Origin of the sequence: Devosia sp. YR412, assembly GCF_900110945.1 — a bacterium.
Lineage (GTDB): Bacteria > Pseudomonadota > Alphaproteobacteria > Rhizobiales > Devosiaceae > Devosia.
In genome coordinates this window covers 33,999-58,060 of record NZ_FOFL01000001.1, presented here as the reverse complement: position 1 = coordinate 58,060, position 24,062 = coordinate 33,999, and the positions used below count along the sequence as shown (strand labels likewise).

Sequence of the window (24,062 nt, the reverse complement as noted above, 5' to 3'; positions counted from 1 at the left end):
ACAGAGACCGCCGCTTTAAACCAAAGGCAAGTAACCATGACCACTCACGTTTCCGACGCCAATTTCGGCGAGGAAGTCCTCAACTCCAAAGAGCCAGTCCTCGTGGATTTCTGGGCAGAATGGTGCGGACCGTGCCGCGCGATCGCACCCGTACTCGACGAGCTTTCGACTGAGCTGGCCGGCAAGGTCAAGATCGTCAAGCTCAACATCGACGAGAACCCGTCAACCACCGTCAAGTATGGTGTCCGCTCGATCCCGACCATGATCCTGTTCAAGGGCGGCGAAGCCGCCGACATGAAGATCGGTGCCGGCACGCCCAAGGCAGGCCTCACCAAATGGCTTGAAAGCCACGCCGCGTAAGGCTCCTTTCGCGCGATTATACAAACACCGCCGGATCGCTCCGGCGGTGTTTTTGTTTGCGCTGGGAGGCTCCGCACGCCCGCTGTTTTTGCGCCAATCCTCTGCTACATATGACAAAAGCAAGACTTCCGGAGGACGCCCCTTGGCCACGATCGACCTCAGCGCAGCCCCATTCAATCTCGATGACGAGGCGATGGCCTGGGTGGCCGCCACGCGCGATTCTCTCTCGCCGCGCGACAAGCTGGCCCAGCTCTTCGTGCTGCTCGAGCGCGGCACGCCTCAAGAGGTCGCTGAGGAAGTGCGCAGCTTCCGGCCCGGCGGCATCACCCGGATCTATTCCGACGATCTCTTCGCCGAAATTGCCTTGGCGCGCGACCTCGGTACGCTGAGCGCCATTCCTTTGCTGGTCAGCGCCGATCTCGAAGGCAGCCGGATGAGCCTGCCTTTCGGCACCTCGGTACCCAATCCGCTGGGCCTCGCCGCTATCGACGACGTGGAAGCCACCAGCGCCATTTCGACCATCATGGCGCGCGAAGCCCATGCCGTCGGCCTCAACTGGAGCTTTACCCCGGTTATCGACATGAATGCCGCCTGGCGCAGCGCCATTGTCGGCACTCGCTCCTATGGCAGCGACATCAACAAGGTCGAGCGCCACGCCCTGGCGCAGATCGAGGCCTTCCAGGCCAATGGAGTCGCCGCTACGGTCAAGCATTGGCCCGGCGAAGGCTATGACGACCGCGACCAGCATCTAGTGACCACAGTCAATCCGCTCTCCATGCCCGAATGGGAGCAGAGTTTTGGCCGGCTGTATCGCAAGGCGATCGAGAACGGCGTGCTCAGCGTCATGTCGGCGCACATCGCTTTGCCCGCATTCGTTCTGGCGCTCGATCCGGATGCAGGCGCCGAGGCCTATCGCCCGGCGTCGCTCAGCAAAGTGCTCAACGAGGATCTGCTGCGCCGCGAACTCGGTTTCAATGGCCTCATCGTCTCCGACGCCACGCCGATGGCCGGCATGGGCGATTGGGGTCCACGTGACGCCGTACTGCCAGAAGTCATCATCTCCGGCTGCGACTTGATCCTTTTCTCCGACGATCCCAATGCCGACCTGATGCGCTTGGTAAAAGCCGTTGCCGATGGCCGCCTGAGCCAGGAGCGCGTCGATGAGGCTGTCACTCGCGTGCTGGCACTCAAGGCCACCCTGGGCCTCCACAGGGACTGCCCGGAGCCCAGCATCGAGACTGCGCGCCATATTGTCGCCAGCGAGGAAAACCGTCTGATCGCTGAACGAGCCACCGCGCGCGTGCCGACCCTGGTCAAGGATGTGCGCCATATCCTGCCGCTATCACCGCACAAGACGCCGCGCGTGCTGGTCTATTCCAGCGGCGTCATTTTGCCGTTTGTGCCCCAGCCATTGCCGCTCAGCCTGCCCGAGCGGCTGGAGCGCGAGGGCTTCATCGTTACCGTCTTCACCCCGGGCATGGAGGTCAGCCCCAAGGACTTCGACCTCGTGCTCTATCTGTTTGCCGAGGAAACGCTCCTCACCCGCAGCCGCATTTTCATCGACTGGACCAAGCTCACCGGCTCGGTGTTCGGCGCCATGCAGCGCTTCTGGCACGACATGCCCGCGCTGATGATCTCTTTCGGCTATCCCTATTACCTGCACGACGCGCCACGCGTACCGGCTTATGTCAACGCCTATAGCTCCAGCGAAGCCATGCAGGCGGCTGTGCTCGAAGCCATCATGGGCCGGCAGCCATTTTCCGGCACGAGCCCGGTCGATCCTTTCGTCGGCAGCGAACAGGGCAAGTATTAGTCCGGCAAAGTCTTGTTCGCCGCCAAGACATGGCCGGCGAGATAGAGCGATCCGCATATCAGCACCCGGGCGCCGGGAATTTTCGCGGCGGCCCGCAGCGCCACTTGCACCGAGCGCATCGGCCGGGCAGTAAAGCCGGCCCTTTGCGCTTCACCGGCGATATAGACCGCCGGATGGGCATTGGCCTCGCCCGGAATGGTCAATGTTAGAACCTGTTGCGCCATACCGGCGAAGGGAGCCAGCACGTCGGCGGGGGCGCGGGTGTTCATCATGCCCATGATCAGCACCAGCGGCGCCGGACGGGCCTTTTCCAGGTCGCGCAGCGTTTCGGCCACGGCCGCCGCGCCGTGCGCATTGTGAATGCCGTCGAGCCAAAGCTCGTCGTCAGGACCCAAAAGATCGCGTAACGGACCGTGAAGCAGCGGCGTCATGCGGGCGGGCCAAGTCACATTGCGCAGTCCCTTGGCAAAGGCATTTTCATCGATCTGCAGGCCAAAATGTCGGCTGGCGGCAATGGCCAGGCTGGCATTGTCGAACTGATGCGCACCGAGCAGGGCCGGCGGTGGCAGGTCGAGCAAGCCGTCTTCATCCTGGAACACCAGGCGGCCTTCCTGCGCTGCGCCGTGGAAATCCTCGCCCTGCCAGATCGGCCGCACGCCCAAGCGATGGGCCGCCCGTTCCAGCACCGGCCGCGCCTCGTCGCGCTGCAGGCCGATCACCGCCCTGGCGCCGCGCTTGAAGATACCGGCCTTCCAGACCGCGATCTCGGCCACCGTATTGCCGAGAAAGGCCTGATGGTCGAGGTCGATCGGGGTGATAATCGTGCCGAGCGGGCTCTTGATCACATTGGTTGTGTCATAGGTGCCGCCCATGCCGGTTTCGAGCAGCAGGTAATCCGCCTTGCTCTCGGCATAGAGCAGAAAGGCGGTGACGGTGGTGATCTCGAAAAAGGTGATCGGCCGGCCGGCATTGACCGCTTCCACCCGCTCCAGCGCCGCATTGAGTTTGCGCGTACCGACCAGCTTGCCGGCGAGGCGAATACGCTCATTGAAGCGCACGAGATGGGGGGAATTGTAGACATGCACCGACTGGCCTGCCGCCTCGAGAAAGGCGCGCAGATAGGCAATCGTGGACCCCTTGGCATTGGTGCCGGCGACATGGATCGTCGGCGGCAGATGGTCCTGCGGATTGCCGAGCTCCGCCAGCAGCGGCAGCATGCGATCGAGGCTGAGATCGATCAGCTTGGGATGCAGCGCCGACAGACGCTTCAGAATGGCATCGGTGCGGGACATTTTTGGACTCAACCGGACAATAGCCCGATTGAGTTAGCGCTGATTGCGGCAAGGCTCAATGGTGGCATCAAGCCCTTCGCGCATAGCGCTCCGGGTGTTCCAATCTCAAATCGCTCCACCGGAGCGATTTGCCCTGGGGGACGATCAGAACTCTTCCCAATCCTTATCCACCGCCGGGGCAGCATTGCCACGGCGCAGATAGGTGCCGGCGACGGCCTTGAGCTTGTCTTGCATGCCACGGATACCCGCGGCCGGCGCGCTCGGCTTGGCCACCACGCGCGGTGCGGCCATGCGCACTGGCGTCGCATCGATGGTGAAGATGTCGACGATGCGGTCGAGCTCGCTGGCCTGGGCCTCGGTCTGCTCGATGGCGGCATTGGTTTCTTCGACCAGCGCCGCATTGTGCTGGGTCATTTCGTCCATCTGGCGGACGGCGACATTGACCTCGTCGATACCGCTGGCCTGGACGCGGCTGTCGCGCGAAATGGCTTCCAGCGCCGTGGTATTATCGCGGATGGCGTCCAGCATGCCGCTGAGCTTGGAGGCGGCATCCGCCACCAGCTTGCTGCCGCCGCGGACTTCGTTGGCCGACTGTTCGATGAGCACCTTTACGTCCGCCGAGGCACTCGCGGCTGACTGCGCCAGGCGCCGCACTTCCACGGCGACCACGGCAAAGCCCTTGCCGGCATCGCCGGCGCGAGCCGCTTCGACGGAAGCGTTCAGCGCCAACAGGTTGGTCTGGAAGGCGATGTCGTCGATCAGGCCGATGATATTGGAAATCTTGCCGGAGGACTGGGTTATGCGGTCCATGGCGTCGGTCGCCTGAGCCATGACCTGGCCACCCTGCTCGGCTGCCGCCGAGACCGACTTGGCCTGAACGCTGGCTGCTTCGGCCTTCTTGGCATTGTCGAGCACCGTGCCGGCCAGCGTCTCCATCACCGCCGAGGTCTCTTCGATGGTCGCTGCCTGGCGCGTGGTGCGCTCGGAGAGATCATTGGCGCCGGCAAGGATTTCACCGGTGGCGGTCTTGAGTGCGCCCGAGGTGGTGCGCAACTGGCCGACGATTTCGCCGAGCTTTTCTGCCACCGCATTGGTATCGGTCTTGAGCCGAGCAAAGGCGCCCTCATAGTCGCCGCGCACGCGCTGCGTCAGATTGGTATCGGCCAGCGCCGCCAGCACCGCGCCGGTTTCGCTGAGGCCGCGATCAACCGTCTCGACCAGCGCATTGACCGAACGGGCCAGAGAATTGAGTTCGGCATCGGGGAATTGTGCATCGACGCGGCGGCTGAAGTCGCCGGCAATGGCGGCATCGACCACATTGCCGAAGGCGCGCTGCAGCGATTCCATCATCTTGGCGCGTTCGGCCTGATTGGCCAGCACCTGGGCGGCTTCCGCCTCGGTCATCTGCATGACTTTCTGGCCATTCTCGCGGAACACTTCCACTGCCCGCGCCATGGCGCCCAGCTCGTCGGTACGGTCGGCGCCGCGCACTTCCACCTCAAGATCACCCTTGGCGAGGGCCTCCATCGTGTCGGTCAGGCGAGAAATCGGCTTGGTGATGGTGCGCGAGAACAGCAGGCCCAGCGCGGCAACGACAGCCAACAGGCCCGCACCTATGGCCAGCATCATGTTGCGCATATTGGTGACCGGGGCGAGCACCTCGTCGGTGCCCATCACGGCGACGGCCGCCCAGTTTTGGCCGCGTGTGGTGATCGGCGCCGCTGCCACCAGCATATCGGTGGCGCGATATTCCGCGGTCTCGCCCTCTGCGGCGGTGCCGGACAAAGCCGAATCCAGCATGGTTCCGGCAAAGCTCGTCACCAGCGCATCATTGTCGGCAGTAAAGGTGGAGTCCGACCGCAGCAGTCCGTCGGGGCCGACGACCAGCACTTCGCCGGTGTCGCCCAGCGAGCTGCGATCGCCGATCACCGCATCGAGGCGTTCGGACGGCAGCTGGATGGCCAATACCCCGACCTTGCGGCCTTGGGCATTGAATACCGGTTTGGCAAAAAAGCTGGCTGGCATGCCATTGGCGCCGGCATAGGCAGAGAAATCGGCAAAGGCGATATCGTCGGGGCCTTCGATGGCCACGGCCTGCTGAAATACCTGGCCCAGGCTCGATGCGGCCAGCGGCCCACCTTCGGCAAAGCTGGTGCCGAAGTCAGCGCCCTTGTTGACCGAATAGACCATGAAGCCCTTGAGATCGAAGAGATATAGGTCGCGATAGCCGCGCGCCGTGATCTGCGTCCGATAGCCGGGGTGGAAGCGGGTATGGGTGACATCATAGGTGCCGGTCGTGCCCAGGGTATCCAGCGCCGCCAGATTATCCTTGTTGGCATTGTCATCGACATAGAGCTTGCGCACTTCGGCGGTTGGATCGACCTTAAACTGCAACCAGGCGCCGCCGAAATCGCGCAGCGCCTGCACCGTGGCTTCCGAGCGCGAGGTGGCGACGAGATCGTCTTCCACCGCCTTGAGATAGGTCGAGACCGCCGCAGCGCGTTCGCTCGACAGCGTCATCAGATTGGTTTCGGCCGCGCTGCGCAGCGCCTGGCTACCGATCAGATAGCTTGCAAGGCCAACGCCGAGGCTGACCAGCAGCGCCGAACCCAGCAGCGCCAATGGCAGCTTGCGGGCAATCGGCATGGAGAATTTGAACATGGAACGGCCTCCCCGACACAATCCAGCGGGGCGGACATATCCGACCCGTAAACGATTGCGCCGAAGCTAGGCGATTTGTCCTTAAATGCGCGTAAAGATGCTTACTCGGCGTGGGCCCCGGCAGGCGGCGCGATCAGGTCGTCCGCATCGGCACCTTCGGCAGCCACAGCCGCATCGCGCAGGCTGGCCCGGGCGACGGTGGGTGCCGTGCTGATCAGCGCGCCCGAGGCTTCGCCCTTGGTCAGGATCGAGGCCAGCGAACCGATGGTCGAGCGCAGATTGTGGCGATGCACCACCATATCCACCATGCCGTGCTCGAGCAGATATTCCGAGCGCTGGAAGCCCTTGGGCAGCTTTTCGCGGATGGTCGCCTCGATGACGCGGGCGCCGGCAAAGCCGATAACCGCGCCGGGCTCGGCCAGATGCACATCGCCCAGCATGGCATAGGAGGCGGTGACGCCGCCGGTGGTCGGATTGGTCAGCACCACGAAGAACGGCAGGCCCGCTTCGCGCAGGCGCAGCACGGCAACCGTGGTGCGCGGCATCTGCATCAGGCTGAGCACGCCCTCCTGCATGCGCGCGCCGCCCGAGGCGACGAAGAGCACGAAGGGCGTCTTGCGATTAGCGGCGGTTTCGAGACCGGTGATGATGGCCTGGCCGGCCGCCATGCCGAGCGAGCCGGCGAGGAAGTCAAAATCCTGCACGGCGACGGTGACCGGGCGATCATAAAGCTTGCCAGTAGCGACGATGACCGAGTCATCATAGCCAGTCTTGGCGCGGTTTTCCTTGAGCTGGTCGACATAGCGCTTCTGGGCGCGGAATTTCAGCGGATCGGCCGGCGCGGAGGGCACCGGCACCAGCTCATAGGCACCATCGTCGAGGAAGGTCTTGAGCCGGTCCACCGGCTTGATCTTCATGTGGTAGCCAGAATTGGGCACTACCCACTGGTTGGCTTCGAGGTCGCGATAGAACACCATTTCGCCGGACTCGGGGTCCTTGACCCAGAGGTTTTCCGCAATATCGGGCCGCTGCCCAAGGATGGAGCGGATTTTGGGGCGGACGAAATTGTCGATCCAGTTCATGGCGAGCCTCGCAAAGGGACCTGCGTCACCTAGGGTTCAATTGTGGCAATTCTTATCAGGCGCACGCGCCGAGGGCAAAAGTCCGCGGCCGATAGCTTGTGGAGAGTTTAGCCCCGAGCGCGCTTGACGCCGGAGTAGATGTCGGCGACCAGGTCGCGCACCGCGGCGACCGTCTTGTCCGTCGCCTTGCCATCCACCAGCGTCTTGGCCACGGCATCGACCAGCACGGTGCCGACCACGATGCCATCGGCATGCTTGCCGATCTCGGCGGCGTCCTCGGCGGTCTTGATGCCGAAGCCCACCGCGACCGGCAGGTCGGTATGGCTCTTGATGCGGTCCACGGCCTCACCCACCGCACCGCGCGACTTGATCACGGCGCCAGTGACGCCGGTCATCGACACATAATAGACAAAGCCCGAGGTGTTCTTGAGCACGGCCGGCAGGCGTTTATCGTCGGTGGTCGGCGTGGTCAGGCGGATGAAGTTGATGCCAGCCTTGAGCGCCGGAATGCAGAGCTCGTCATCTTCCTCGGGCGGCAGGTCGACGATGATCAGACCGTCAACGCCGGCGTGCTTGGCCGCGGCGATGAAATTGTCGACGCCAAAGATATAGATCGGGTTGTAATAGCCCATCAGAACGATCGGGGTATTTTCGTCCTTGCGGCGGAAGGTCTCGACCATGTCGAGCACGCCGCGCAGTGTCATGCCGCCAGCCAGCGCGCGCTGGCCGCCGAGCTGAATGGCAACGCCATCGGCCATCGGGTCGGAAAACGGCATGCCGAATTCGATGATGTCCGAGCCGGCCTGCGGCAAGGCTTCCATGATGGCCTGGCTGGTGGCGAGATCGGGATCACCGGCCATGACATAGGTGACGAGGGCCGGGCGACCGGCTGCCTTGCATTCGGCGAAACGCTTTTCGATACGCGACATGGTCTACAGCAGCCCCAGATATTTACCGACGCTCTCGACGTCCTTGTCACCACGCCCAGAAAGGCACAGCACGATCGACTGATCCTTATCCATGGTCGGCGCGACCTTCATCAGCTGCGCCAGGCCATGCGCAGATTCCAGCGCCGGGATAATGCCCTCCATTCGCGTGCAGAGCTGGAAGGCTTCCAGCGCCTCGGCATCGGTGATCGGCGCATAGGTCACGCGCTTGCTGTCATGGAGGAACGAATGTTCAGGACCGACACCGGGATAGTCGAGGCCGGCCGAGATCGAATGGCCTTCGAGAATCTGCCCGTCCTTGTCCTGTAGCAGATAGGTGCGGTTGCCATGCAGCACACCGGGGCGGCCGCCGGTCATCGACGCCGCATGACCATTCTCGGTGTCGATGCCATGGCCGCCGGCCTCGGCGCCATATAGCGCAACGCTCGGATCATCGAGGAAGGCATGGAAACTGCCGATGGCATTGGAGCCACCGCCGACACAGGCGACCACGGCGTCGGGCAGCTGGCCTTCGGACGCCTGGAACTGTTCCTTGATTTCGCTGCCGATCACCGACTGGAAGTCGCGGACCATTTCCGGATAGGGGTGCGGGCCCGCCGCGGTGCCGATCAGGTAATAGGTCGTCTCGACATTAGTGACCCAGTCACGCAGCGCCTCGTTCATGGCATCCTTGAGCGTGCCGGCACCGGCCGTGACGGGGCGCACTTCGGCGCCCAGCATCTTCATGCGCAACACATTGGGCATCTGCCGCTCGACGTCGGTGGCGCCCATGAAAATCGTGCAGGGCAGGTCAAACTTGGCGCACACAGTCGCCGTGGCAACGCCATGCTGCCCGGCGCCGGTTTCGGCGATGACGCGCGTCTTGCCCATGCGCTTGGCCAGCAGAATCTGGCCGAGGCAATTGTTGATCTTGTGGCTGCCGGTATGGTTGAGTTCTTCGCGCTTGAACCAGACCTTGGCGCCGCCCAGATGATCAGTCAGGCGCTTGGCGAAATACAACGGGCTCGGCCGGCCGGCATAATGGGTCGAAAGGTCGCCCAGTTCTGCCTTGAAGGCAGGATCGAGCTTTGCGGCGCGATATTCACGCTCGAGATCGAGCACCAGCGGCATCAGTGTCTCGGCGACGAAGCGTCCGCCATAGATCCCGAAACGTCCCTCTTCATCAGGTCCATTGCGCAGGGAATTGATGCCGGTGGTGTCCACTGCTGCTATCCTTCGAATGTCGGCCGCATCCGGCCAATGGACCGAAGGGCTAGGCTTATACGGCTGCGCGGGCGTTTCGGATGAATGCCTCGATCAGCTTTTTGTCCTTGACGCCCGGCGCGCTTTCGACCCCTGACGACACATCCACCCCAAAGGGACGGACGGTTCTTATGGCCTCGGCGACGGTCTGCGGCGTCAGGCCACCGGAAAGCATGAAGGGCACGGACGGGTCAAGGGTTTCAAGCAGTGCCCAGTCGAAGGTCTCACCCAGACCGCCCGGTCGATCGGCGCCCTTGGGCGGCTTGGCATCGACCAGGATGCGGTCGGCGACATCGACAAAATCGGCGACATGCCGCACGTCTTCGGCCGAACCGATAGGCACGGCCTTCATGATTTCGACGCCGGCTTCGGCCCGGATGGCCTCGACACGGTGCGGCGATTCCGGGCCATGCAACTGGATCCAGTCAGGACCCAGCGCCGCCACTTCAGCCACGCAGCTATTATCCGGATTTACCAGCAGCACGCAGGTTTCGATGCGACCGCGTGCCGCCGAAATCAGCGTGGCGATGTCTTCGATCGACACATGGCGCGGCGAACGGACGAAATGCACGAAACCCACCATATCGGCACCGGCCGCAATGGTGGTTTCCAGCAGGTCGAGGGTCTTGATACCGCAAATCTTGATGACGAGAGGTTCGGCCATTGTGTCGCTCAGCGCAACTCCAGGAGGTCATCGACGTCGGCCTTGGCGCCGGATGGGGCGAGGCCATGATTGCGGCGCAGGGCCTCCAGCTCGCCATTGAGCTGATGCGCTTCGCGGCGCCAGTGCTTTTCGCCACGGCGATGCCGGCTCTGGGCAAACCAGGTGGCAATGCCGCCGAGCAACACACCGACCAGCAGCACGACATAGAGCACCACGAAGAGCGGCACGCCATAACCGGGCGCAAGCGCAGCATCGACACTGGCAAAAGGATTGAAATTGATTGCGACGAAATGCCGGTTGGCCAGGGCAAACAGGATCAGTCCCAGGCAAAGCGGGACAAGGATTACCCAACCGACGATTCTATTGGCCATTAGTCGCTTTGTCCGTTGGAGCTTTGCCCCGTTACGAACGGTTCAACCGTTCGCGGATTTCCTTGCCGGCCTTGAACTGCGGCACATACTTTTCGCCCACATCGACCTGTTCGCCGGTGCGCGGATTGCGGCCGACACGGGCGGGGCGGTTCTTCACCGAAAAGGCGCCGAAGCCGCGCAACTCGACACGATCGCCGCGCGCCATGGCGTCGCCGATCTCATCGAGGATGGCATTGACGATATTCTCGATATCGCGCTGAAACAGATGCGGATTTTCCGCCGCCAGTTTCTCGACGAGTTCCGACTTGATCATCCCAGGCTCCAATTGCCGCCGTCTCAGAGCCCCAAGGATCAGGAGCGCGTGCCAACCTGCCAAAGCGAAACCAGCCCGTCAAGCGTGATGGGACCATCCGGCAAGCCCAGCGCCGCACGGGCCTGCCCGCCCAGCACCGTACCCAGGAGGTTAAATCCCTGCTCAGGCTCAGGATAAACCGTCACCACCTCGATATCCTCGGCAAGATCCTGTTCAGCCTCAAGCCAGGCCAGAGCCTCCAGCTCGCCGCCGATCTCGTCGATCAGCCCGGTTTCTACGCCCACCCGGCCGGTCACGATGCGCCCGTCGGCCAGAGCCAGCGCTGCCGGGCGCGGCATGTCGCGCCGTTCCGCCACCACATCAACGAACCACTGGAAACTGTCGTCGACCAGCGCAGCAATCGACGCGCGGGGTGCGCCTTCCATCGGCTCGTCAAAATCCGGCTCGGCCTTGAGCGGGCCGGAGGCCACCTTGTCGAAGTCGATGCCAATGGTGTCGAGCAGCTTGCCGGCATTGACGTGCTGATACAGCACGCCGATCGAGCCGACGATGGAGAGGCGCCTGGCAAAGATGCGATCGGTGGCAATGGCGGTCATATAAGCGGCGGAAGCGCCGAGTTCCTTGATCACGGCGACGGTCGGCTTGGTTGCCCGGAGCTGGCCTAAGGCCTCGTACAGCTCCTCGCCACCGGCGGTGGTGCCGCCGGGCGAATTGATGGCGACAATCACCGCTTTGACCGCATCATCCTCGGCGAGCTTCTGGATCGCCTCAAGCCGCTCTGGATCAGTTGCAATCGTGCCGTCGATCACTAGCCGTGCCACATAGACGCCCGACTTGCCCTCGGGCAGGGCAAAGCGGCCCAGGCCGACGATAATGGCAATCGCCAGAGCGATAAAGGCCAGCACGCGCCACAGCCCGCGCGACTTGCGATAGGTCTCGGCGGCAATGATCGTGTGCGGGCTGGGGGTCTGGTCGGTCATCTCGGCATCGGGCTTTGGCGATACATGACCCGGTAGGTTGCCCCACCCGGTTTGGCAAGTCAGAAGCTTCTAGACATCAGCCGGGCGGCAGGTTCATAGCTCGCCAGCTTGTCCGCTAATTGCGGGGCAGCAACCGCGCGGAAACCATGCTTGTACCAGAAGGGCAGCGAGCCGTTGACGGCGACGAGGCTGACGCTGGGAAAACCGGCCAGCCGGGCATGGCGCAGCACGTCACCGACAATCATCGCCGCGGCGCCGGTGCCGCGCGCCGCGTTGAGCAGCGCCAGGTCGTGGACGTAATAGGTATCGGCATTGGCCGAGATGCTGCCCAGTTGCGCATTGAGCGCCGGCAGGTCGCCGAAGATCCAGGGATGCGAGAGGATATAGCCCGCCGGCTGGCCATTCATTTCCAGCAATTGCGTGCCGGCCGGATAGAGCCGCTGGCGTTCGGCAAAGACGGCGAGGTCTTCGGGAAACGCCGGGTGAACGATTGCAGCAATTGTTTCGACCGCTGGCAGGTCGAGCGTGGTCATGGCCCGCCAGTGCATTGCTCGTCTCATAATCTGGTTAGAAAGGAAAAGGCCCACGCTGTGAAGCGCGGGCCTCTCTTATTCGTTCAGAATCCGTTCACCAATTACTTGGTGTCGCGGTCCTTGAGGGCTGCGCCCAGGATATCGCCCAGCGATGCGCCCGAATCGGACGAACCGTAGTTGGCGACAGCTTCCTTCTCTTCGGCGATTTCGAGCGCCTTGATCGAGAGCTGGATGCGGGAAGTCTTGCGATCGTACTGGGTGACGCGAGCGTCGACCTTTTCACCCTTGGAGAAACGCTCCGGGCGCTGGTCGTTGCGGTCGCGGCTGAGATCGGCACGACGGATGAAGGCGGTCATCTCGGTGTCGGCTATACGGACTTCAATGCCCCCATCGTTGACCTCGATAACCGTGCCGGTCACCACGCCACCCTTGCGGATGCCGCCGGTCTCGCCAGCGTCGGCACCGATGGCCGACGAGGTGGTCTCGCCGGTTGCCAGCTGCTTGATGCCAAGGCTGATGCGTTCCTTTTCGACGTCAACATCGAGGACCTTGGCCGAAACCATGTCACCGCGGTTGTAGTCCTCAAGGGCCACTTCGCCCGACTTCTGCCAATCGAGATCGCTGAGGTGAACCATGCCGTCCACATCGCCGTCGAGGCCGATGAACAGGCCGAATTCGGTCTTGTTCTTGACTTCGCCTTCGATGGTCGAGCCAACCGGGAACTTCTCGGCGAAGCTTTCCCATGGGTTTGCCAGGGTCTGCTTGAGGCCGAGCGAGATGCGGCGCTTGTCCGGATCCACTTCGAGCACGACGACTTCGACTTCCTGGGAGGTCGAGACGATCTTGCCGGGGTGGACGTTCTTCTTGGTCCAGCTCATTTCAGAGACGTGGATCAGGCCTTCGATGCCGGGCTCGAGCTCAACAAAAGCACCGTAGTCGGTGATGTTGGTGACGCGGCCGGTGAACTTGGCCTCGATCGGGTACTTGGCTTCGATACCATCCCACGGATCAGCCTGAAGCTGCTTCATGCCCAGCGAGATACGGTGAGACTCGTGGTTGATGCGAACGATCTGGACCTTGATGGTCTCGCCGATCGTCAGCACTTCGGACGGGTGGTTGACACGACGCCAAGCGATATCGGTGACGTGCAGCAGGCCGTCGATGCCGCCGAGATCAACGAACGCACCGTAATCGGTGATGTTCTTGACCACGCCGTCGACAACCTGGCCCTCTTCGAGCTGCTGGACGATTTCCGAACGCTGTTCAGCACGCGATTCTTCGAGAATGGCGCGACGTGAGACGACGATATTGCCGCGACGCTTGTCCATCTTGAGAATCTGGAACGGCTGCAGCACGTTCATCAGCGGTGCAATATCGCGGATCGGGCGGATGTCGACCTGCGAACGCGGCAGGAAGGCAATGGCGCCTTCCAGATCGACGGTGAAACCACCCTTGACCTGGTTGAAGATGGTGCCTTCAACGCGCTCGTTGGCGTTGTACATCTCTTCGAGCTTGACCCAGCTCTCTTCGCGGCGAGCCTTCTCGCGCGACAGAACGGCTTCACCGGCAGCGTTTTCGACGCGGTCGACATAGACCTCGACGATCGAGCCGACCTTGATGGTGCCGTCACGGCCAGCCTGGCCGAATTCCTTGAGCGCGATACGGCCTTCGGTCTTGAGACCGACGTCGATGATCGCGAGATCCTTTTCGATCGCAACGACGGTGCCCTTGACGACGGCACCCTCTAGCGGCTCGTTGTCGACAAACGAGTCCATCAGCAGCGATTCAAAGTCTTCTTTCGTCACAGTTTGCTGTGCCAAATATCTTCTCCGTTGCACCGGGGGCTTGAGGTTGAAGACCGGAAACCCGCCATTCCAAAGGGAATGCCGGCGCGCGAGCGCCCGATCGAAAGGTTGATTTGGATATGTTTCCGCTGGCCTCGCTCGGTGAAAGTCGGGGCCGGACAGTCAAGGTTGGAATTGAGCTTTAGAGCCCTGCCTTGCCTGTCATGGTCCCATCGACAATCGCGATGGCTGCGCGGAGTGCGGCCTCTATATCGAGAAGCGTCGTATCGAGCAAGTGCGCGTCGTCCGCTTTGTAGAAGCCGCCATTGGGATTGAGCATGTCGCGCGCATCCCGCTCTTCTATCTGGTGATAGAGCGCGTAACGGTCAACCACTTGGCCGCGCGCTTCGAACTGCCGCGCGCGGCGTTCCATGCGCGCCTTACTGTCGGCCTGGATGAAGAGCTTCACATCGGCTTCCGGCGCAATCTGGGTACCGATATCGCGCCCATCCAGCACAGCGCCGCCCTCCTGGGTGGCGAAATCGCGCTGGTATTCAAACAGCGCCGAACGCACCGCGCCGATCACCGCCACCTTGCTGGCCAAAGAGCCGATCCGCGCCGACTGCAGATATTCAGGCTCGATGTCGTTTTCATCCAGCGTCTGCGCTGCCGCAATGGCGCGCTGCTCGAAATCGGCATCATTTTCATAGGCCTCCACAGCCCGGCCGACCGCGCGATAGAGCAGGCCTGTATCGAGATGGGGCAGGCCATAGTGACGGGCGAGGCCCGAGGCCAGCGTGCCCTTGCCTGAAGCGGCCGGTCCATCGACAGCAATGATCATGACTTTTTGCCCTTTACGGTCTCGAAGCGCCCGCCCACTGCGGTCATAGCCGCCACAAAGCCGGGAAAGCTCGCGGCAATGGCATTGGTATCGTCCACGGTCACCTTGTGCTTGCTGGCAAGGCCCAACACAAGAAAGCTCATGGCGATGCGATGATCGGAGCGGCTTTCGACCTTGCCGCCGCCATTCACCTTGCCCTCGCCACCGCCGATGGTGAGGCTGTCTTCACCCTCGCTGACCGTGACCTTGTTGGCCGCCAGCCCGGCAGCGGTCGCGGCCAGACGGTCGCATTCCTGGTGGCGCAGCTCGGCAATCCCCTCGATGACGGTTTCGCCTTGGGCAAAGGCGGCCGCCACCGCCAGTGTAGGAATGTCATCCAGCATCATCGCCGCATGGTCGGCGGTCACACGAATGCCCTTGAGCCGCGACGAGCGCACCCGCAAGTCTGCGACATGCTCGCCGCCAACCTCGCGCTGATTGGTGAACTGGATATCGCCACCCATTTCGAGCAGCGTATCGATCAGCCCGGTGCGCGTCGGATTGATCAGCACATTCTCGACCACCAGGTCCGAACCCGGCACGATCAGCGCCGCGACAACGGCATAGCCGGCCGAGGCCGGATCGCCAGGGACCACCAGATGGCGCGGGCGCAGCTCGACGAGACCGGTGATGGAAATGGTGGAGCCACCCGTATCATCCGGCGTCACGCTGATCGCCGCGCCAAAATCGGCCAAGAGCTTTTCGGTGTGATCGCTGGTCGCCACCGGCTCGACGATCGTGCTGGTGCCGGCGATCTGCACCGCCGCCAGCAGCAAGGCCGATTTGATCTGGTCGGATGACGCTTCCATCCCATGGTGAAACGGCAAAGGCAAAGCCGGACCACGCCGGGTCAGCGGCAGGCCGTCCTCGACGGTTTCTTCCATGCCGACGCCAATTGGTGCCAGGGCATCAAGCAGCGCCCGCAGGGGCCGGCGCGTCAGGGTCGGGCCACCGGTAAAACGGCTGGCGAAATTATAGGGGGCGAGCAGACCGAGCAGCAGGCGCAGGCCGGTGCCGGAATTGCCCAGATCGAGCCGCACCGGCGAGGGCATCAGCCCGCCGACGCCCAGGCCATGCACATGGCAGACGCCATCGTGCACATCGATCCGCACGCCGAGCTGGCGCAGCGCTGCCGCCGTGGACTGCACATCTTCTGCATCGAGCAGCCCTTCCACCGTTGTACGTCCCACTGCCAGGGCGCCGATGATCAGCGCGCGATGGGAAATCGCCTTGTCGCCGGGCGTGGCGAAATAGCCGGTCAGCGGGCTGGCGCCGTGGCTGGCAAGCGGGGAAAGCGGCGCGGGGTTTTGGGCGGTCGACTGGTTCATGAGCGATCCGGCTGTAGCATGTGTCTGTGCGGCAAGACCACCACAAGGCGCGACCGCAAGGCGGCTCTCCACATTTTCGGTTTGACAGGGCGTGGGTTTCTCCCTAACCGGACTGACCGAACCGGGGCCAAAAGCCCCCAAACTCACGACGAGGGACATCGATGGCCAGTTCCGAACGCGGCACCAAACGTACCGATCCCGAGACGGGCAAGAAGTTCTACGACCTCAACCTCGACCCGATCGTCTCGCCCTATACCGGCAAGAGCTACCCGCGCTCCTATTTCGAGCAGGTTCTCGCCGGCAAGCCTTCTCCCGCCACCGCCCGCAAGGCCGATGTCGAGGATGATGAGGACGAAGTCGAGGAAGAGGTCGAGGATGCAGCAGCACCCGAGATCGTTTCGCTCGAAGACGCCGATGCCGAAGAGGCCGGCGACGAGGATATCCCGGACGTCGAGGATGTCGAGGTCGATGAAGAGCTCGGCGAGGACGAAGCCGACGTGTTCCTCGAGGAAGACGAAGACGAGGACGACGAGCTCGGCTTTGACGTCGGCGGCGACGAAGACCGTTGATTTGACTTGAGTTTTCGGCCGGCTGAAGCATTCAGCCGGCCAGATAAAAAAGTGTCATTTAGGCACTTGCGCCAGCCGGAATCATCCAATAGGTTCCGCCTCGCTTCGGAAGGGTTTACCCACCGAACGACCCATGGAATGGGGCCTTAGCTCAGCTGGGAGAGCGCTTGCATGGCATGCAAGAGGTCAGCGGTTCGATCCCGCTAGGCTCCACCATTTCCTTCCCCAACATCGATTTTGCGTTAGCACACTGTTAACGTTGACGGCATGACATTGCGGTGCGGCGGCCATTGGTTTGCCGTTGTCCCAAGTGCGGTGGCGTCGCCAGGGTGACACTCCTCCCGCCGATCAATCCCAGGTCCCGTGTCTCCAGTCGAATCCAGCATTGCGGCGATTGCCGAGAAAATTCGTCGCCATGAGGGTCTGACCGCCGGCGGGCTGGTGGAGCTATTGGGGCATGCCTCCTATCCGCTGGTGATCCTCGTCCTCAGCGTGCTCAACATGCTGCCCGGTCCGCCCGGCTATGGCGGCACACTGGCGATCACCATCATGACGGTGACCGTCGCGACGCTGCTGGGTCGACCGCTGCAATTGGGCGGCTGGATCGGCAAGCGGCGGTTGCCGCCGAAACTGCTCGAGCGCATGATGGGGCAGATGCAATGGTTTGCCGGGCTGGTGGCGAAAGTCTCGCGCCCACGGTTGGCCGTGCTGACCGGGCCGCGCACGCAGGTGCCGACGGCCATCTTCATCCTCTTGGTGAGCCTGCCGATGATCATCCCCATTCCCTTCATCAATGCCGTGCCCAATACTGGCATTGCCGTGATCTGCGTGTCGCGCATCAATCACGATGGGTTAGGTGTGCTGCTGGGCGGGGTGATTGCGCTGATCGGCCTGGGTATTGCCGGCGGCGCCATCTGGGGCGCCAGCCTCCTCGCCACGACGATGCTCGGCTGATGCGCACGGGGCGGCTCCAAACCCTGCTGCTGCACCAGCTCGATCGGGTCTCGACCGGAGGCTGGCTGCTGGGCCTGTTGTTTTTTGCCCTGTCGCTGACGCCGTCGCTGATTCCCCGCCACTTCGTCACCCAGGGCGTTCTCTGTGGCTGCGCCTTTGCGGCCGGCTATGGCATCGGGGTGTTTCTCGAATGGCTGTGGGATTATCTCGAGCTCAAATGGTCGAGCCCGCGGCTCGCCAGCTGGATCGGTCGGCTTACCGCGCTGGGCTGCCTCGTGCTGGCCTTGGTCTTCCTGTGGTTTTCGACCGGCTGGCAGAATTCCATCCGTGCCGAAATGGGCGTGGCCGATGTCGAGGCGCAGCAACCCGTGCTGGTCGCCGCCATAGCCGTGCTGCCGGCGGCCCTGCTGATCGGACTGGGCACCGTGCTGGTGCATGGCGTGCAATGGCTGTCGCGCCGGCTACGCCGGGTGATCCCGCGCCGCGTGGCGCTGGCCGGGGCAATTCTGGCTATTGGCCTGCTTGCCGCGACCATCGGCCAGGGCGTGGTGGGGCGTGGCCTGCTTTATGCCGCCGACCGCTTTTACGCCAATCTCGACACGCTGGCCGGCAGCTATGCCGAAGCGCCCATCGATCCGCTGCGCTCGGGCAGCGCCGCTTCGCTGGTCGATTGGGATACGATCGGCCTCGATGCGCGCATCTATGTGCAGTCAGGCCCGACTCAGGATGAAATTGCCGCACTAACCGGCCGGCCGGCGGTCGAGCCCTTGCGGGTCTATGTCGGCCTGCGCTCGGCTGAAACGCCGACAGACCGCGCCGCGCTGGCCCTGGCCGAAATGGATCGGGTCGGCGCCTTTGATCGCTCGGTGCTGGTGCTGATCATGCCGGTGGGCACCGGCTGGGTGGAGCCGGCTGCCGTGGATACGCTGGAAGTGCTGCATGGCGGCGATGTGGCCAGCGTCGCCGTGCAATATTCCTATCTGACCAGTTGGCTATCGCTGGTTTCCGAGCCCGATGTCGGGGTCGAGACGGCCCGCGCCCTGTTCAATGCCGTCTATGAACGCTGGACCATGATGCCGCGCGACGCGCGGCCGCGGCTTTACCTGCATGGGTTGAGCCTTGGCGCCTATAGTTCGATCGCGTCCAGTTCGCTTTACGACATTCTTGCCGACCCCTTTGATGGCGCGCTGTTCGTCGGCACGCCCTTTGCCAGCGAGGCCTGGCGCGACACCACGGCCAACCGCGATCCCGGCTCGCCCTGGTGGCACCCCGAAATCGGCGACGGATCGGTGGTGCGCTTTTCCAACGGCTTTGGCGACCTGGTCGGCGACACCAGGCCGTGGGGTCCCCTACGCACGGTGTTCCTGCAATATCCGAGCGATCCGATCGTCTTCTTCGAACCCTCAATGCTCTATCGCGCGCCGGTCTGGCTCACCGGACCGCGCGCCGAGGGGATTTCGCCGCTGCTCGACTGGTATCCGGTGGTAACCTTCCTGCAGCTGCTGCTCGACATGGCGCTGGCCCAGACGTCCCCAATCGGCTTTGGCCATGTCTATGCGCCGCAGGACTATTTCGACGCCTGGGTGCAGATCACCGGCAGCGACGGTTTGAGCGAGACCGATATTTCGACGCTGCGCCAGCGCCTGTCGCGGCATGGCGAGCTGCAGGTTATCGAAGGCGGCTGGTTTCGTACTGCTGCCACGGATTGACGCGGAAGGGAGCGAGCCTTCAAGCTCGGCCCAGCCAGATTCGGACCTTCCCCTTGCCCAAAGCGCCCGTCAGCATCGACCAGGCCCGCGCCCGCCACATCTGGATCGCGGCGCAGAAGCTCGACAGCGCCGACCCGTTCGGCGCCGGGCCGGAGGCGGTACGCGCAACGATTGCCCATCTGGGCTATGTGCAGATCGATACGATTAATGTGGTGGAACGCTGCCACCATCATATCCTGTGGTCGCGCATTCCCGACTATCGAAGGGTTGATCTCACCCAGGTGCAATCGGCCGACAAGTCGGTGTTCGAATATTGGACGCATGCGTTGAGCTATGTGCCGACGGCGGATATGGGCTATTTCATCCCGGCGATGAAACAGCATCGCGCCAATCCCGGCCGCTGGTTCGGCTCGGTGACGCCGGACGAATCGAGGAAAATGCTCAAGCGCTTGCGCAGCGAGGGGCCGCTGTCGATCCGCGATATCGGCGACGACGAGCTGGTGGACAAGAACCACCCCTGGGCCAGCCGCAAGCCAAGCAAGCGCGTGCTGGAGATGATGTTCTACCAGGGCCTCGTCACCATCGGCGCGCGACAGGGCATGGTGAAGACCTATGACCTGATGACCCGGCATTTCAATAGCCTGCCGAAACCGGCGACCGAGCGGCAAATCATTGCCTATAAGCTCGACCGTGCGCTGCGCAGCCAGGGGCTTGTGAGCCTTGATTCGATCTGCCATCTCGATGCGCCCAGCAAGGCGGCAGTGAAGGAGCTGATCGATAGCCGGGTGCGGCGCAAGCTGCTGGTGCCCGTGACTATCGAGGGCGCCGAGAAAGTGCCGCACTGGGCCGAGCCGGCGACGCTGAAAACAGTGGCCAGCGAACCGCCGAGTCTCGTCCATATCCTGTCGCCCTTCGACCCGCTGATCATCCAGCGCAAGCGGCTGAAACTGCTGTTCGGCTACGATCACCTGTTCGAGGCCTATCTACCTGCCGAAAAGCGCAAGCTCGGCTATTTCGCCCTGCCGGTGCTGATGGGCGACCGGGTGGTCGCGGCCATTGACCTCAAGACCGACCGCCAGGCGGGAAAATTGCTGATCCAGAAATGGACAGCGCTGGAGGAGATCGGGGTAGAGGGCACGGCGGCGGTGGATGAGGCCTTGGGACGGTTCGAGCGGTTTCAGTTGGGCGATTGAGCCGCACCGAACGGCTTTTGCCTGGGTCGGCTTTCCATCCCGTCGCCGGCAGCGTAAAAGCCTTGCCGCGAAGTGGGGACTTTCATGGCGACTTATACCGACATTGCGCGGCGGGTGTATAACCACACCTGGAAGCTCGATCCTATCGTGCGCAGCCTGCTCGATACCGATTTCTACAAGCTTTTGATGCTGCAGATGATCTGGGGCCTTTATCCCAAGGTCGATGCCACCTTCTCGCTGATCAATCGCACCAAATCGGTCAAGCTGGCCGAAGAGATCGATATCGACGAGCTGCGCGCCCAGCTCGACCATTGCCGCACGCTCCGCTTCACCAAGAAGGAAATGATCTGGCTGGCCGGCAACAGCTTTTACGGCTCCAAGCAGATTTTCGAGCCGGCCTTCCTCAAGTGGCTGGAAGATTTCCACCTGCCCGACTATCGCCTCGAAAAGCGCGACGGGCAGTTTGTGCTGGAATTTCCTGGCCTCTGGCTCGAAACCACGATGTGGGAAATCCCGGCGCTGGCCATCATCAACGAGCTTCGGAGCCGTGCCGCGATGAAGCATTACGGGCCCTTTGCGCTCGACGTGCTATATGCCCGCGCCAAAGCCAAGATGTGGGAAAAGGTCGAGCGGCTGCAAAAACTGCCTGAACTCAAGATCTCCGATTTCGGCACCCGCCGCCGCCATAGCTTCCTGTGGCAGCGGTGGTGCGTCGAGGCGCTGAAGGAAGGCATTGGCGATGCCTTTACCGGCACCTCCAATGTCAAGCTCGCTATGGACAATGACCTCGAAGCCTTGGGCACCAATGCCCATGAGCTGCCCATGGTCCTCGCCGCCCTGGCCCGCACCGACGACGCCCTGCGCGCCGCGCCCTATCAGGTGCTGCAGGACTGGGAGAGCTACTACGGCGGCAATCTCAAGATCGTTTTGCCCGACGCCTTCGGCACCGATTCATTCCTGCGCGATGCGCCCGACTGGGTGGCCGACTGGACCGGCTTCCGCCCCGATTCGGCGCCGGCCATTGAGGGCGGCGAAAAGATCATTGCCTGGTGGAAGAGCCGCGGCCGCGATCCGCGCGAGAAGCTCTTGATCTTCTCCGACGGGCTCGACGTCGACATGATCGAGGAAGCCTATCTGCATTTCGACGGCAAGGTGCGCATGGCCTTTGGCTGGGGCACCAATCTGACCAATGACTTCGAAGGCTGCGCGCCCGACGGGCCCAATCTGGCGCTTGATCCGATTTCCATCGTAGCCAAGGTCAGCGAAGCCGACGGCCACGCCGCTGTCAAACTGAGCGACAATCCGGCAAAAGCCACCGGCACGCCCCAGGAAATCGCTCGCTACATCAAGATCTTCGGCGATGCCGGGCGGGTGGAACACGCGGTGAAGGTCTAGCTAATTCTACGGACTGGCGATGGAACCGCCCTGCGGTTAAACCATTCCTGTCGGTGGAGAAACTGTCGCCCAAGACGCTCGTTAACGTCTTGTCAACCAAGCCGATTTAACGGTCTGGGCAGGGGGCTCCACCTGGGGCCGATATGACTTTGCAGCTAATCGACATCAGTGTCCGCGACAAGCAGGCACATCCACGCCTGGCCGGGCGCATCACCGGCCATGTTCGCGCTGTGCTCTCCGAAACGCTGGGCGCGACAGAACAAACTCATGAGCTCGCCATCCCGGTCTGGGCCGACATCTCGGCAGACGCCAGCGATGCCGATATCGACATGGCGATGATGCTCAAGGCCGCCGATATCATCGCGCGGCTCAAGTCCAACCTCGAAAAGTCCTAGCTGGGCTGGCTGTTGCGGAAGGCCTTGAAAAAGGCGCGCTGGGCTTCGGTCAGCCCGCCAGTCGGCTGTGGCGGCAGGGGCGCATTGCGCAGCTCGGCCGGCACATGGCGATATTTGGGGGCATGGGCATAGTAACGAGCGGCGCGCGCCACATGCGCCTCGGACCTGCGACGGCGCTCATCGCGGATGAACCAGATTACCGCACCCGTCACGATCAGCCAGATCGCCAGCAATTCCCAAGCCATACCGCACTCCTTGTTGGAGCGGTGATAGCTAACGAAAGCTTAACGGCCAACCGGAAGCCGACATTAGGATTACCACGTAAAGTTTTAGCGATCCGGGTTTGTCGGCAGTTTCTGGCCACGGTTGAGTGCCACCAGCATGGCGCGGACGTCATCTTCGGCCGCCTTGGTGACGAGCTTGCGATTATCGCTCTGGCTGAGTGGGCGCGGCGTGCCGAAGGCGACCGTGACATGCTTGACCGGTCCGCCGAGGATTTCCCTGATATTCTGTTTGACCGACTTGGACTTGATCCAGGCGATCAGCCCGCGCTCGTTGCGGCTGACCGGCAGGCCCTGCAATCTGGTATAGGCAATGGTCAGCGGCTGGATCAGCACATTCCTTGCGCCTGCCTCGATCATGGCATGCTGCGCCGCCCCGACCAGGGCCGAGCGGAAGGGCAGCACATGGGTGCCTATATCGCTCTGGCCCTCGGCAAACAGCAATACCGCATTGCCACTGGCCATATGCTGGCCCATTTCGGACGCGGTGCGGCCGGCATCGGAGCGGCGCGTGCGGTCAACGAAAATAGTCTTCTGCAACCGCGCCATCATGCCGACGAAGAACCAGTCGCCCACTTCGCGCTTGGCGACAAAGGTCACGTCGGCCACCGAGCCTACGGCGACGATATCGGTCCAGGAAATGTGGTTAGACACCAACAGGGTCGCCCGCCCGGTCGCCGGCTGGCCGATCAGCGTGACGCGCAGCCCGAGGAAAATGCAGCCGATGCGATGGAAAAAGCGCGGCAGCACGTTCCAGAATGGCAGCTTCAGCGCATTGATCAGCGCCTGTGCCGGTATGATCACGATCATGACGGGCACGAACACAAACACAAAGAACAGGACGCGGAAGATCATTTTCTGGTTTTGTCGGAGCCTTCGATGGGAACGGCATAAAGTTCGAGCCGGTGATCGACCAGCCGATAGCCCAGGCGCTTGGCAATGACCTCCTGGATCGCCTCGATTTCCTCATTGCGGAATTCGATGACGGCGCCGCTTCGGATGTCGATCAGATGGTCATGGTGTTCGTCGGGGATCAGCTCGAAGCGGGCGCGGCCGTCCTTGAAATCATGCTTGGTGACGAGGCCAGCCTCTTCGAAGAGGTTGACCGTGCGATAGACGGTCGAGAGCGAAATGCGGTCATCCACCGCCGAGGCGCGGCGATACAGCTCTTCCACATCGGGATGGTCGGCCGCCTGTTCGATCACCCGGGCGATGACGCGACGCTGGTCGGTCATCCGCATGCCCTTGGCGACGCAAGCCTCTTCCAGCGTCGGGTCAGTATGGCTTTTGCTCACGCGTGGCCTCCGCGCCGGTCC

Annotated in this window: 24 protein-coding genes and 1 tRNA gene; 9 read left to right on the top strand and 16 right to left on the bottom strand. The window is 62.7% G+C overall.

Annotated features, from left to right (window positions below; all coding sequences use genetic code 11):
• Nucleotides 1-36 precede the first annotated feature (36 nt).
• Both trxA and BM045_RS00265 read left to right on the top strand, forming a co-directional pair.
• A complete protein-coding gene (trxA, locus tag BM045_RS00270) occupies nucleotides 37-360 on the top strand; it encodes a thioredoxin (RefSeq protein ID WP_092179020.1) in 324 nt (107 codons plus the stop codon).
• A 193-nt stretch (nucleotides 361-553) separates the two neighbouring features.
• Nucleotides 554-2,173, top strand: coding sequence for a glycoside hydrolase family 3 protein (locus BM045_RS00265; RefSeq protein WP_092180687.1), 1,620 nt, complete (start codon nucleotides 554-556; stop codon nucleotides 2,171-2,173).
• Here the strand turns inward: BM045_RS00265 and BM045_RS00260 are convergent.
• The 13 genes from BM045_RS00260 to aroA form a co-directional block, all read right to left on the bottom strand.
• On the bottom strand, nucleotides 2,170-3,465 hold the full coding sequence (locus BM045_RS00260; protein WP_092179019.1) for a bifunctional folylpolyglutamate synthase/dihydrofolate synthase: 1,296 nt from the start codon (nucleotides 3,463-3,465) through the stop codon (nucleotides 2,170-2,172). The two genes, BM045_RS00265 and BM045_RS00260, sit on opposite strands and share 4 nt — an antisense overlap.
• A 144-nt stretch (nucleotides 3,466-3,609) precedes the next feature.
• The gene (locus BM045_RS19085) at nucleotides 3,610-6,126 is read right to left on the bottom strand and encodes a methyl-accepting chemotaxis protein (RefSeq protein WP_092179018.1); all 2,517 of its coding nucleotides are present in this window, start codon (nucleotides 6,124-6,126) and stop codon (nucleotides 3,610-3,612) included.
• Between the two features lie 101 nt (nucleotides 6,127-6,227).
• Nucleotides 6,228-7,208 (bottom strand): acetyl-CoA carboxylase, carboxyltransferase subunit beta, encoded by a 981-nt coding sequence (gene accD / locus BM045_RS00250; protein ID WP_092179017.1) that lies wholly within the window; start codon nucleotides 7,206-7,208, stop codon nucleotides 6,228-6,230.
• A gap of 107 nt (nucleotides 7,209-7,315) precedes the next feature.
• Complete coding sequence (trpA, locus tag BM045_RS00245; protein WP_092179016.1) at nucleotides 7,316-8,137, bottom strand: tryptophan synthase subunit alpha; 822 nt, start codon at nucleotides 8,135-8,137, stop codon at nucleotides 7,316-7,318.
• Nucleotides 8,138-8,140: 3 nt separating this feature from the next.
• Nucleotides 8,141-9,358, bottom strand: a complete 1,218-nt coding sequence (gene trpB, locus BM045_RS00240) for a tryptophan synthase subunit beta (RefSeq protein ID WP_170848305.1) — start codon at nucleotides 9,356-9,358, stop codon at nucleotides 8,141-8,143.
• 55 nt (nucleotides 9,359-9,413) lie between these two features.
• Complete coding sequence (locus BM045_RS00235) at nucleotides 9,414-10,061, bottom strand: phosphoribosylanthranilate isomerase (RefSeq protein WP_092179014.1); 648 nt, start codon at nucleotides 10,059-10,061, stop codon at nucleotides 9,414-9,416.
• An 8-nt stretch (nucleotides 10,062-10,069) separates the two neighbouring features.
• Nucleotides 10,070-10,432, bottom strand: coding sequence for a lipopolysaccharide assembly protein LapA domain-containing protein (locus BM045_RS00230; RefSeq protein WP_244522826.1), 363 nt, complete (start codon nucleotides 10,430-10,432; stop codon nucleotides 10,070-10,072).
• A 31-nt stretch (nucleotides 10,433-10,463) separates the two neighbouring features.
• Nucleotides 10,464-10,745: an integration host factor subunit beta gene (locus BM045_RS00225; protein WP_035099264.1), complete on the bottom strand. Its 282-nt coding sequence runs from the start codon at nucleotides 10,743-10,745 to the stop codon at nucleotides 10,464-10,466.
• Nucleotides 10,746-10,783: 38 nt separating this feature from the next.
• The gene (sppA, locus tag BM045_RS00220; protein WP_092179013.1) at nucleotides 10,784-11,725 is read right to left on the bottom strand and encodes a signal peptide peptidase SppA; all 942 of its coding nucleotides are present in this window, start codon (nucleotides 11,723-11,725) and stop codon (nucleotides 10,784-10,786) included.
• Between the two features lie 59 nt (nucleotides 11,726-11,784).
• Nucleotides 11,785-12,273, bottom strand: a complete 489-nt coding sequence (locus BM045_RS00215) for a GNAT family N-acetyltransferase (protein WP_092179012.1) — start codon at nucleotides 12,271-12,273, stop codon at nucleotides 11,785-11,787.
• 86 nt (nucleotides 12,274-12,359) lie between these two features.
• The gene (gene rpsA / locus BM045_RS00210; RefSeq protein ID WP_092179011.1) at nucleotides 12,360-14,078 is read right to left on the bottom strand and encodes a 30S ribosomal protein S1; all 1,719 of its coding nucleotides are present in this window, start codon (nucleotides 14,076-14,078) and stop codon (nucleotides 12,360-12,362) included.
• A gap of 166 nt (nucleotides 14,079-14,244) precedes the next feature.
• Nucleotides 14,245-14,883 (bottom strand): (d)CMP kinase, encoded by a 639-nt coding sequence (locus BM045_RS00205; protein ID WP_092179010.1) that lies wholly within the window; start codon nucleotides 14,881-14,883, stop codon nucleotides 14,245-14,247.
• On the bottom strand, nucleotides 14,880-16,250 hold the full coding sequence (gene aroA, locus BM045_RS00200; protein WP_092179009.1) for a 3-phosphoshikimate 1-carboxyvinyltransferase: 1,371 nt from the start codon (nucleotides 16,248-16,250) through the stop codon (nucleotides 14,880-14,882). Before aroA ends, BM045_RS00205 begins: the two co-directional genes overlap by 4 nt.
• 161 nt (nucleotides 16,251-16,411) lie before the next feature.
• Between aroA and BM045_RS00195 the strand changes: the two genes are divergently transcribed.
• From BM045_RS00195 to BM045_RS00165, 7 genes are all read left to right on the top strand, one after another.
• A complete protein-coding gene (locus BM045_RS00195; protein ID WP_092179008.1) occupies nucleotides 16,412-16,819 on the top strand; it encodes a TIGR02300 family protein in 408 nt (135 codons plus the stop codon).
• Nucleotides 16,820-16,959: 140 nt separating this feature from the next.
• A tRNA-Ala gene (locus BM045_RS00190) sits at nucleotides 16,960-17,035 on the top strand.
• Between the two features lie 147 nt (nucleotides 17,036-17,182).
• Entirely contained in the window at nucleotides 17,183-17,773 is a 591-nt protein-coding gene (locus BM045_RS00185) for an exopolysaccharide biosynthesis protein (RefSeq protein ID WP_170848304.1), read from the top strand.
• Nucleotides 17,773-19,482, top strand: coding sequence for an alpha/beta hydrolase (locus tag BM045_RS00180; RefSeq protein ID WP_092179006.1), 1,710 nt, complete (start codon nucleotides 17,773-17,775; stop codon nucleotides 19,480-19,482). Before BM045_RS00185 ends, BM045_RS00180 begins: the two co-directional genes overlap by 1 nt.
• A 53-nt stretch (nucleotides 19,483-19,535) precedes the next feature.
• Complete coding sequence (locus BM045_RS00175) at nucleotides 19,536-20,675, top strand: winged helix-turn-helix domain-containing protein (RefSeq protein ID WP_092179005.1); 1,140 nt, start codon at nucleotides 19,536-19,538, stop codon at nucleotides 20,673-20,675.
• Between the two features lie 84 nt (nucleotides 20,676-20,759).
• The gene (pncB, locus tag BM045_RS00170; protein ID WP_092179004.1) at nucleotides 20,760-22,070 is read left to right on the top strand and encodes a nicotinate phosphoribosyltransferase; all 1,311 of its coding nucleotides are present in this window, start codon (nucleotides 20,760-20,762) and stop codon (nucleotides 22,068-22,070) included.
• Nucleotides 22,071-22,213: 143 nt separating this feature from the next.
• Entirely contained in the window at nucleotides 22,214-22,465 is a 252-nt protein-coding gene (locus BM045_RS00165) for a hypothetical protein (protein ID WP_139198657.1), read from the top strand.
• Here the strand turns inward: BM045_RS00165 and BM045_RS00160 are convergent.
• The 3 genes from BM045_RS00160 to BM045_RS00150 form a co-directional block, all read right to left on the bottom strand.
• Nucleotides 22,462-22,710, bottom strand: a complete 249-nt coding sequence (locus BM045_RS00160; protein ID WP_092179002.1) for a hypothetical protein — start codon at nucleotides 22,708-22,710, stop codon at nucleotides 22,462-22,464. The genes BM045_RS00165 and BM045_RS00160 overlap by 4 nt on opposite strands.
• Before the next feature lie 84 nt (nucleotides 22,711-22,794).
• Complete coding sequence (locus tag BM045_RS00155) at nucleotides 22,795-23,601, bottom strand: lysophospholipid acyltransferase family protein (RefSeq protein WP_092179001.1); 807 nt, start codon at nucleotides 23,599-23,601, stop codon at nucleotides 22,795-22,797.
• Entirely contained in the window at nucleotides 23,598-23,987 is a 390-nt protein-coding gene (locus tag BM045_RS00150) for a Fur family transcriptional regulator (protein ID WP_092180684.1), read from the bottom strand. Before BM045_RS00150 ends, BM045_RS00155 begins: the two co-directional genes overlap by 4 nt.
• Nucleotides 23,988-24,062: the final 75 nt, after the last annotated feature.

Coding starts and splice junctions, on each gene's coding strand:
- pncB (WP_092179004.1), top strand. CDS start 20,760: ATGGCGACTTATACCGACATTGCGCGGCGGGTGTATAACCACACCTGG.
- BM045_RS00160 (WP_092179002.1), bottom strand. CDS start 22,710: ATGGCTTGGGAATTGCTGGCGATCTGGCTGATCGTGACGGGTGCGGTA.
- BM045_RS00205 (WP_092179010.1), bottom strand. CDS start 14,883: ATGATCATTGCTGTCGATGGACCGGCCGCTTCAGGCAAGGGCACGCTG.
- BM045_RS00195 (WP_092179008.1), top strand. CDS start 16,412: ATGGCCAGTTCCGAACGCGGCACCAAACGTACCGATCCCGAGACGGGC.
- BM045_RS00225 (WP_035099264.1), bottom strand. CDS start 10,745: ATGATCAAGTCGGAACTCGTCGAGAAACTGGCGGCGGAAAATCCGCAT.
- BM045_RS00215 (WP_092179012.1), bottom strand. CDS start 12,273: ATGCACTGGCGGGCCATGACCACGCTCGACCTGCCAGCGGTCGAAACA.
- BM045_RS00180 (WP_092179006.1), top strand. CDS start 17,773: ATGCGCACGGGGCGGCTCCAAACCCTGCTGCTGCACCAGCTCGATCGG.
- BM045_RS19085 (WP_092179018.1), bottom strand. CDS start 6,126: ATGTTCAAATTCTCCATGCCGATTGCCCGCAAGCTGCCATTGGCGCTG.
- BM045_RS00155 (WP_092179001.1), bottom strand. CDS start 23,601: ATGATCTTCCGCGTCCTGTTCTTTGTGTTTGTGTTCGTGCCCGTCATG.
- BM045_RS00235 (WP_092179014.1), bottom strand. CDS start 10,061: ATGGCCGAACCTCTCGTCATCAAGATTTGCGGTATCAAGACCCTCGAC.
- BM045_RS00265 (WP_092180687.1), top strand. CDS start 554: ATGGCCTGGGTGGCCGCCACGCGCGATTCTCTCTCGCCGCGCGACAAG.
- trxA (WP_092179020.1), top strand. CDS start 37: ATGACCACTCACGTTTCCGACGCCAATTTCGGCGAGGAAGTCCTCAAC.
- sppA (WP_092179013.1), bottom strand. CDS start 11,725: ATGACCGACCAGACCCCCAGCCCGCACACGATCATTGCCGCCGAGACC.
- BM045_RS00260 (WP_092179019.1), bottom strand. CDS start 3,465: ATGTCCCGCACCGATGCCATTCTGAAGCGTCTGTCGGCGCTGCATCCC.
- trpA (WP_092179016.1), bottom strand. CDS start 8,137: ATGTCGCGTATCGAAAAGCGTTTCGCCGAATGCAAGGCAGCCGGTCGC.
- BM045_RS00230 (WP_244522826.1), bottom strand. CDS start 10,432: ATGGCCAATAGAATCGTCGGTTGGGTAATCCTTGTCCCGCTTTGCCTG.
- accD (WP_092179017.1), bottom strand. CDS start 7,208: ATGAACTGGATCGACAATTTCGTCCGCCCCAAAATCCGCTCCATCCTT.
- BM045_RS00165 (WP_139198657.1), top strand. CDS start 22,214: ATGACTTTGCAGCTAATCGACATCAGTGTCCGCGACAAGCAGGCACAT.
- BM045_RS00150 (WP_092180684.1), bottom strand. CDS start 23,987: ATGCGGATGACCGACCAGCGTCGCGTCATCGCCCGGGTGATCGAACAG.
- aroA (WP_092179009.1), bottom strand. CDS start 16,250: ATGAACCAGTCGACCGCCCAAAACCCCGCGCCGCTTTCCCCGCTTGCC.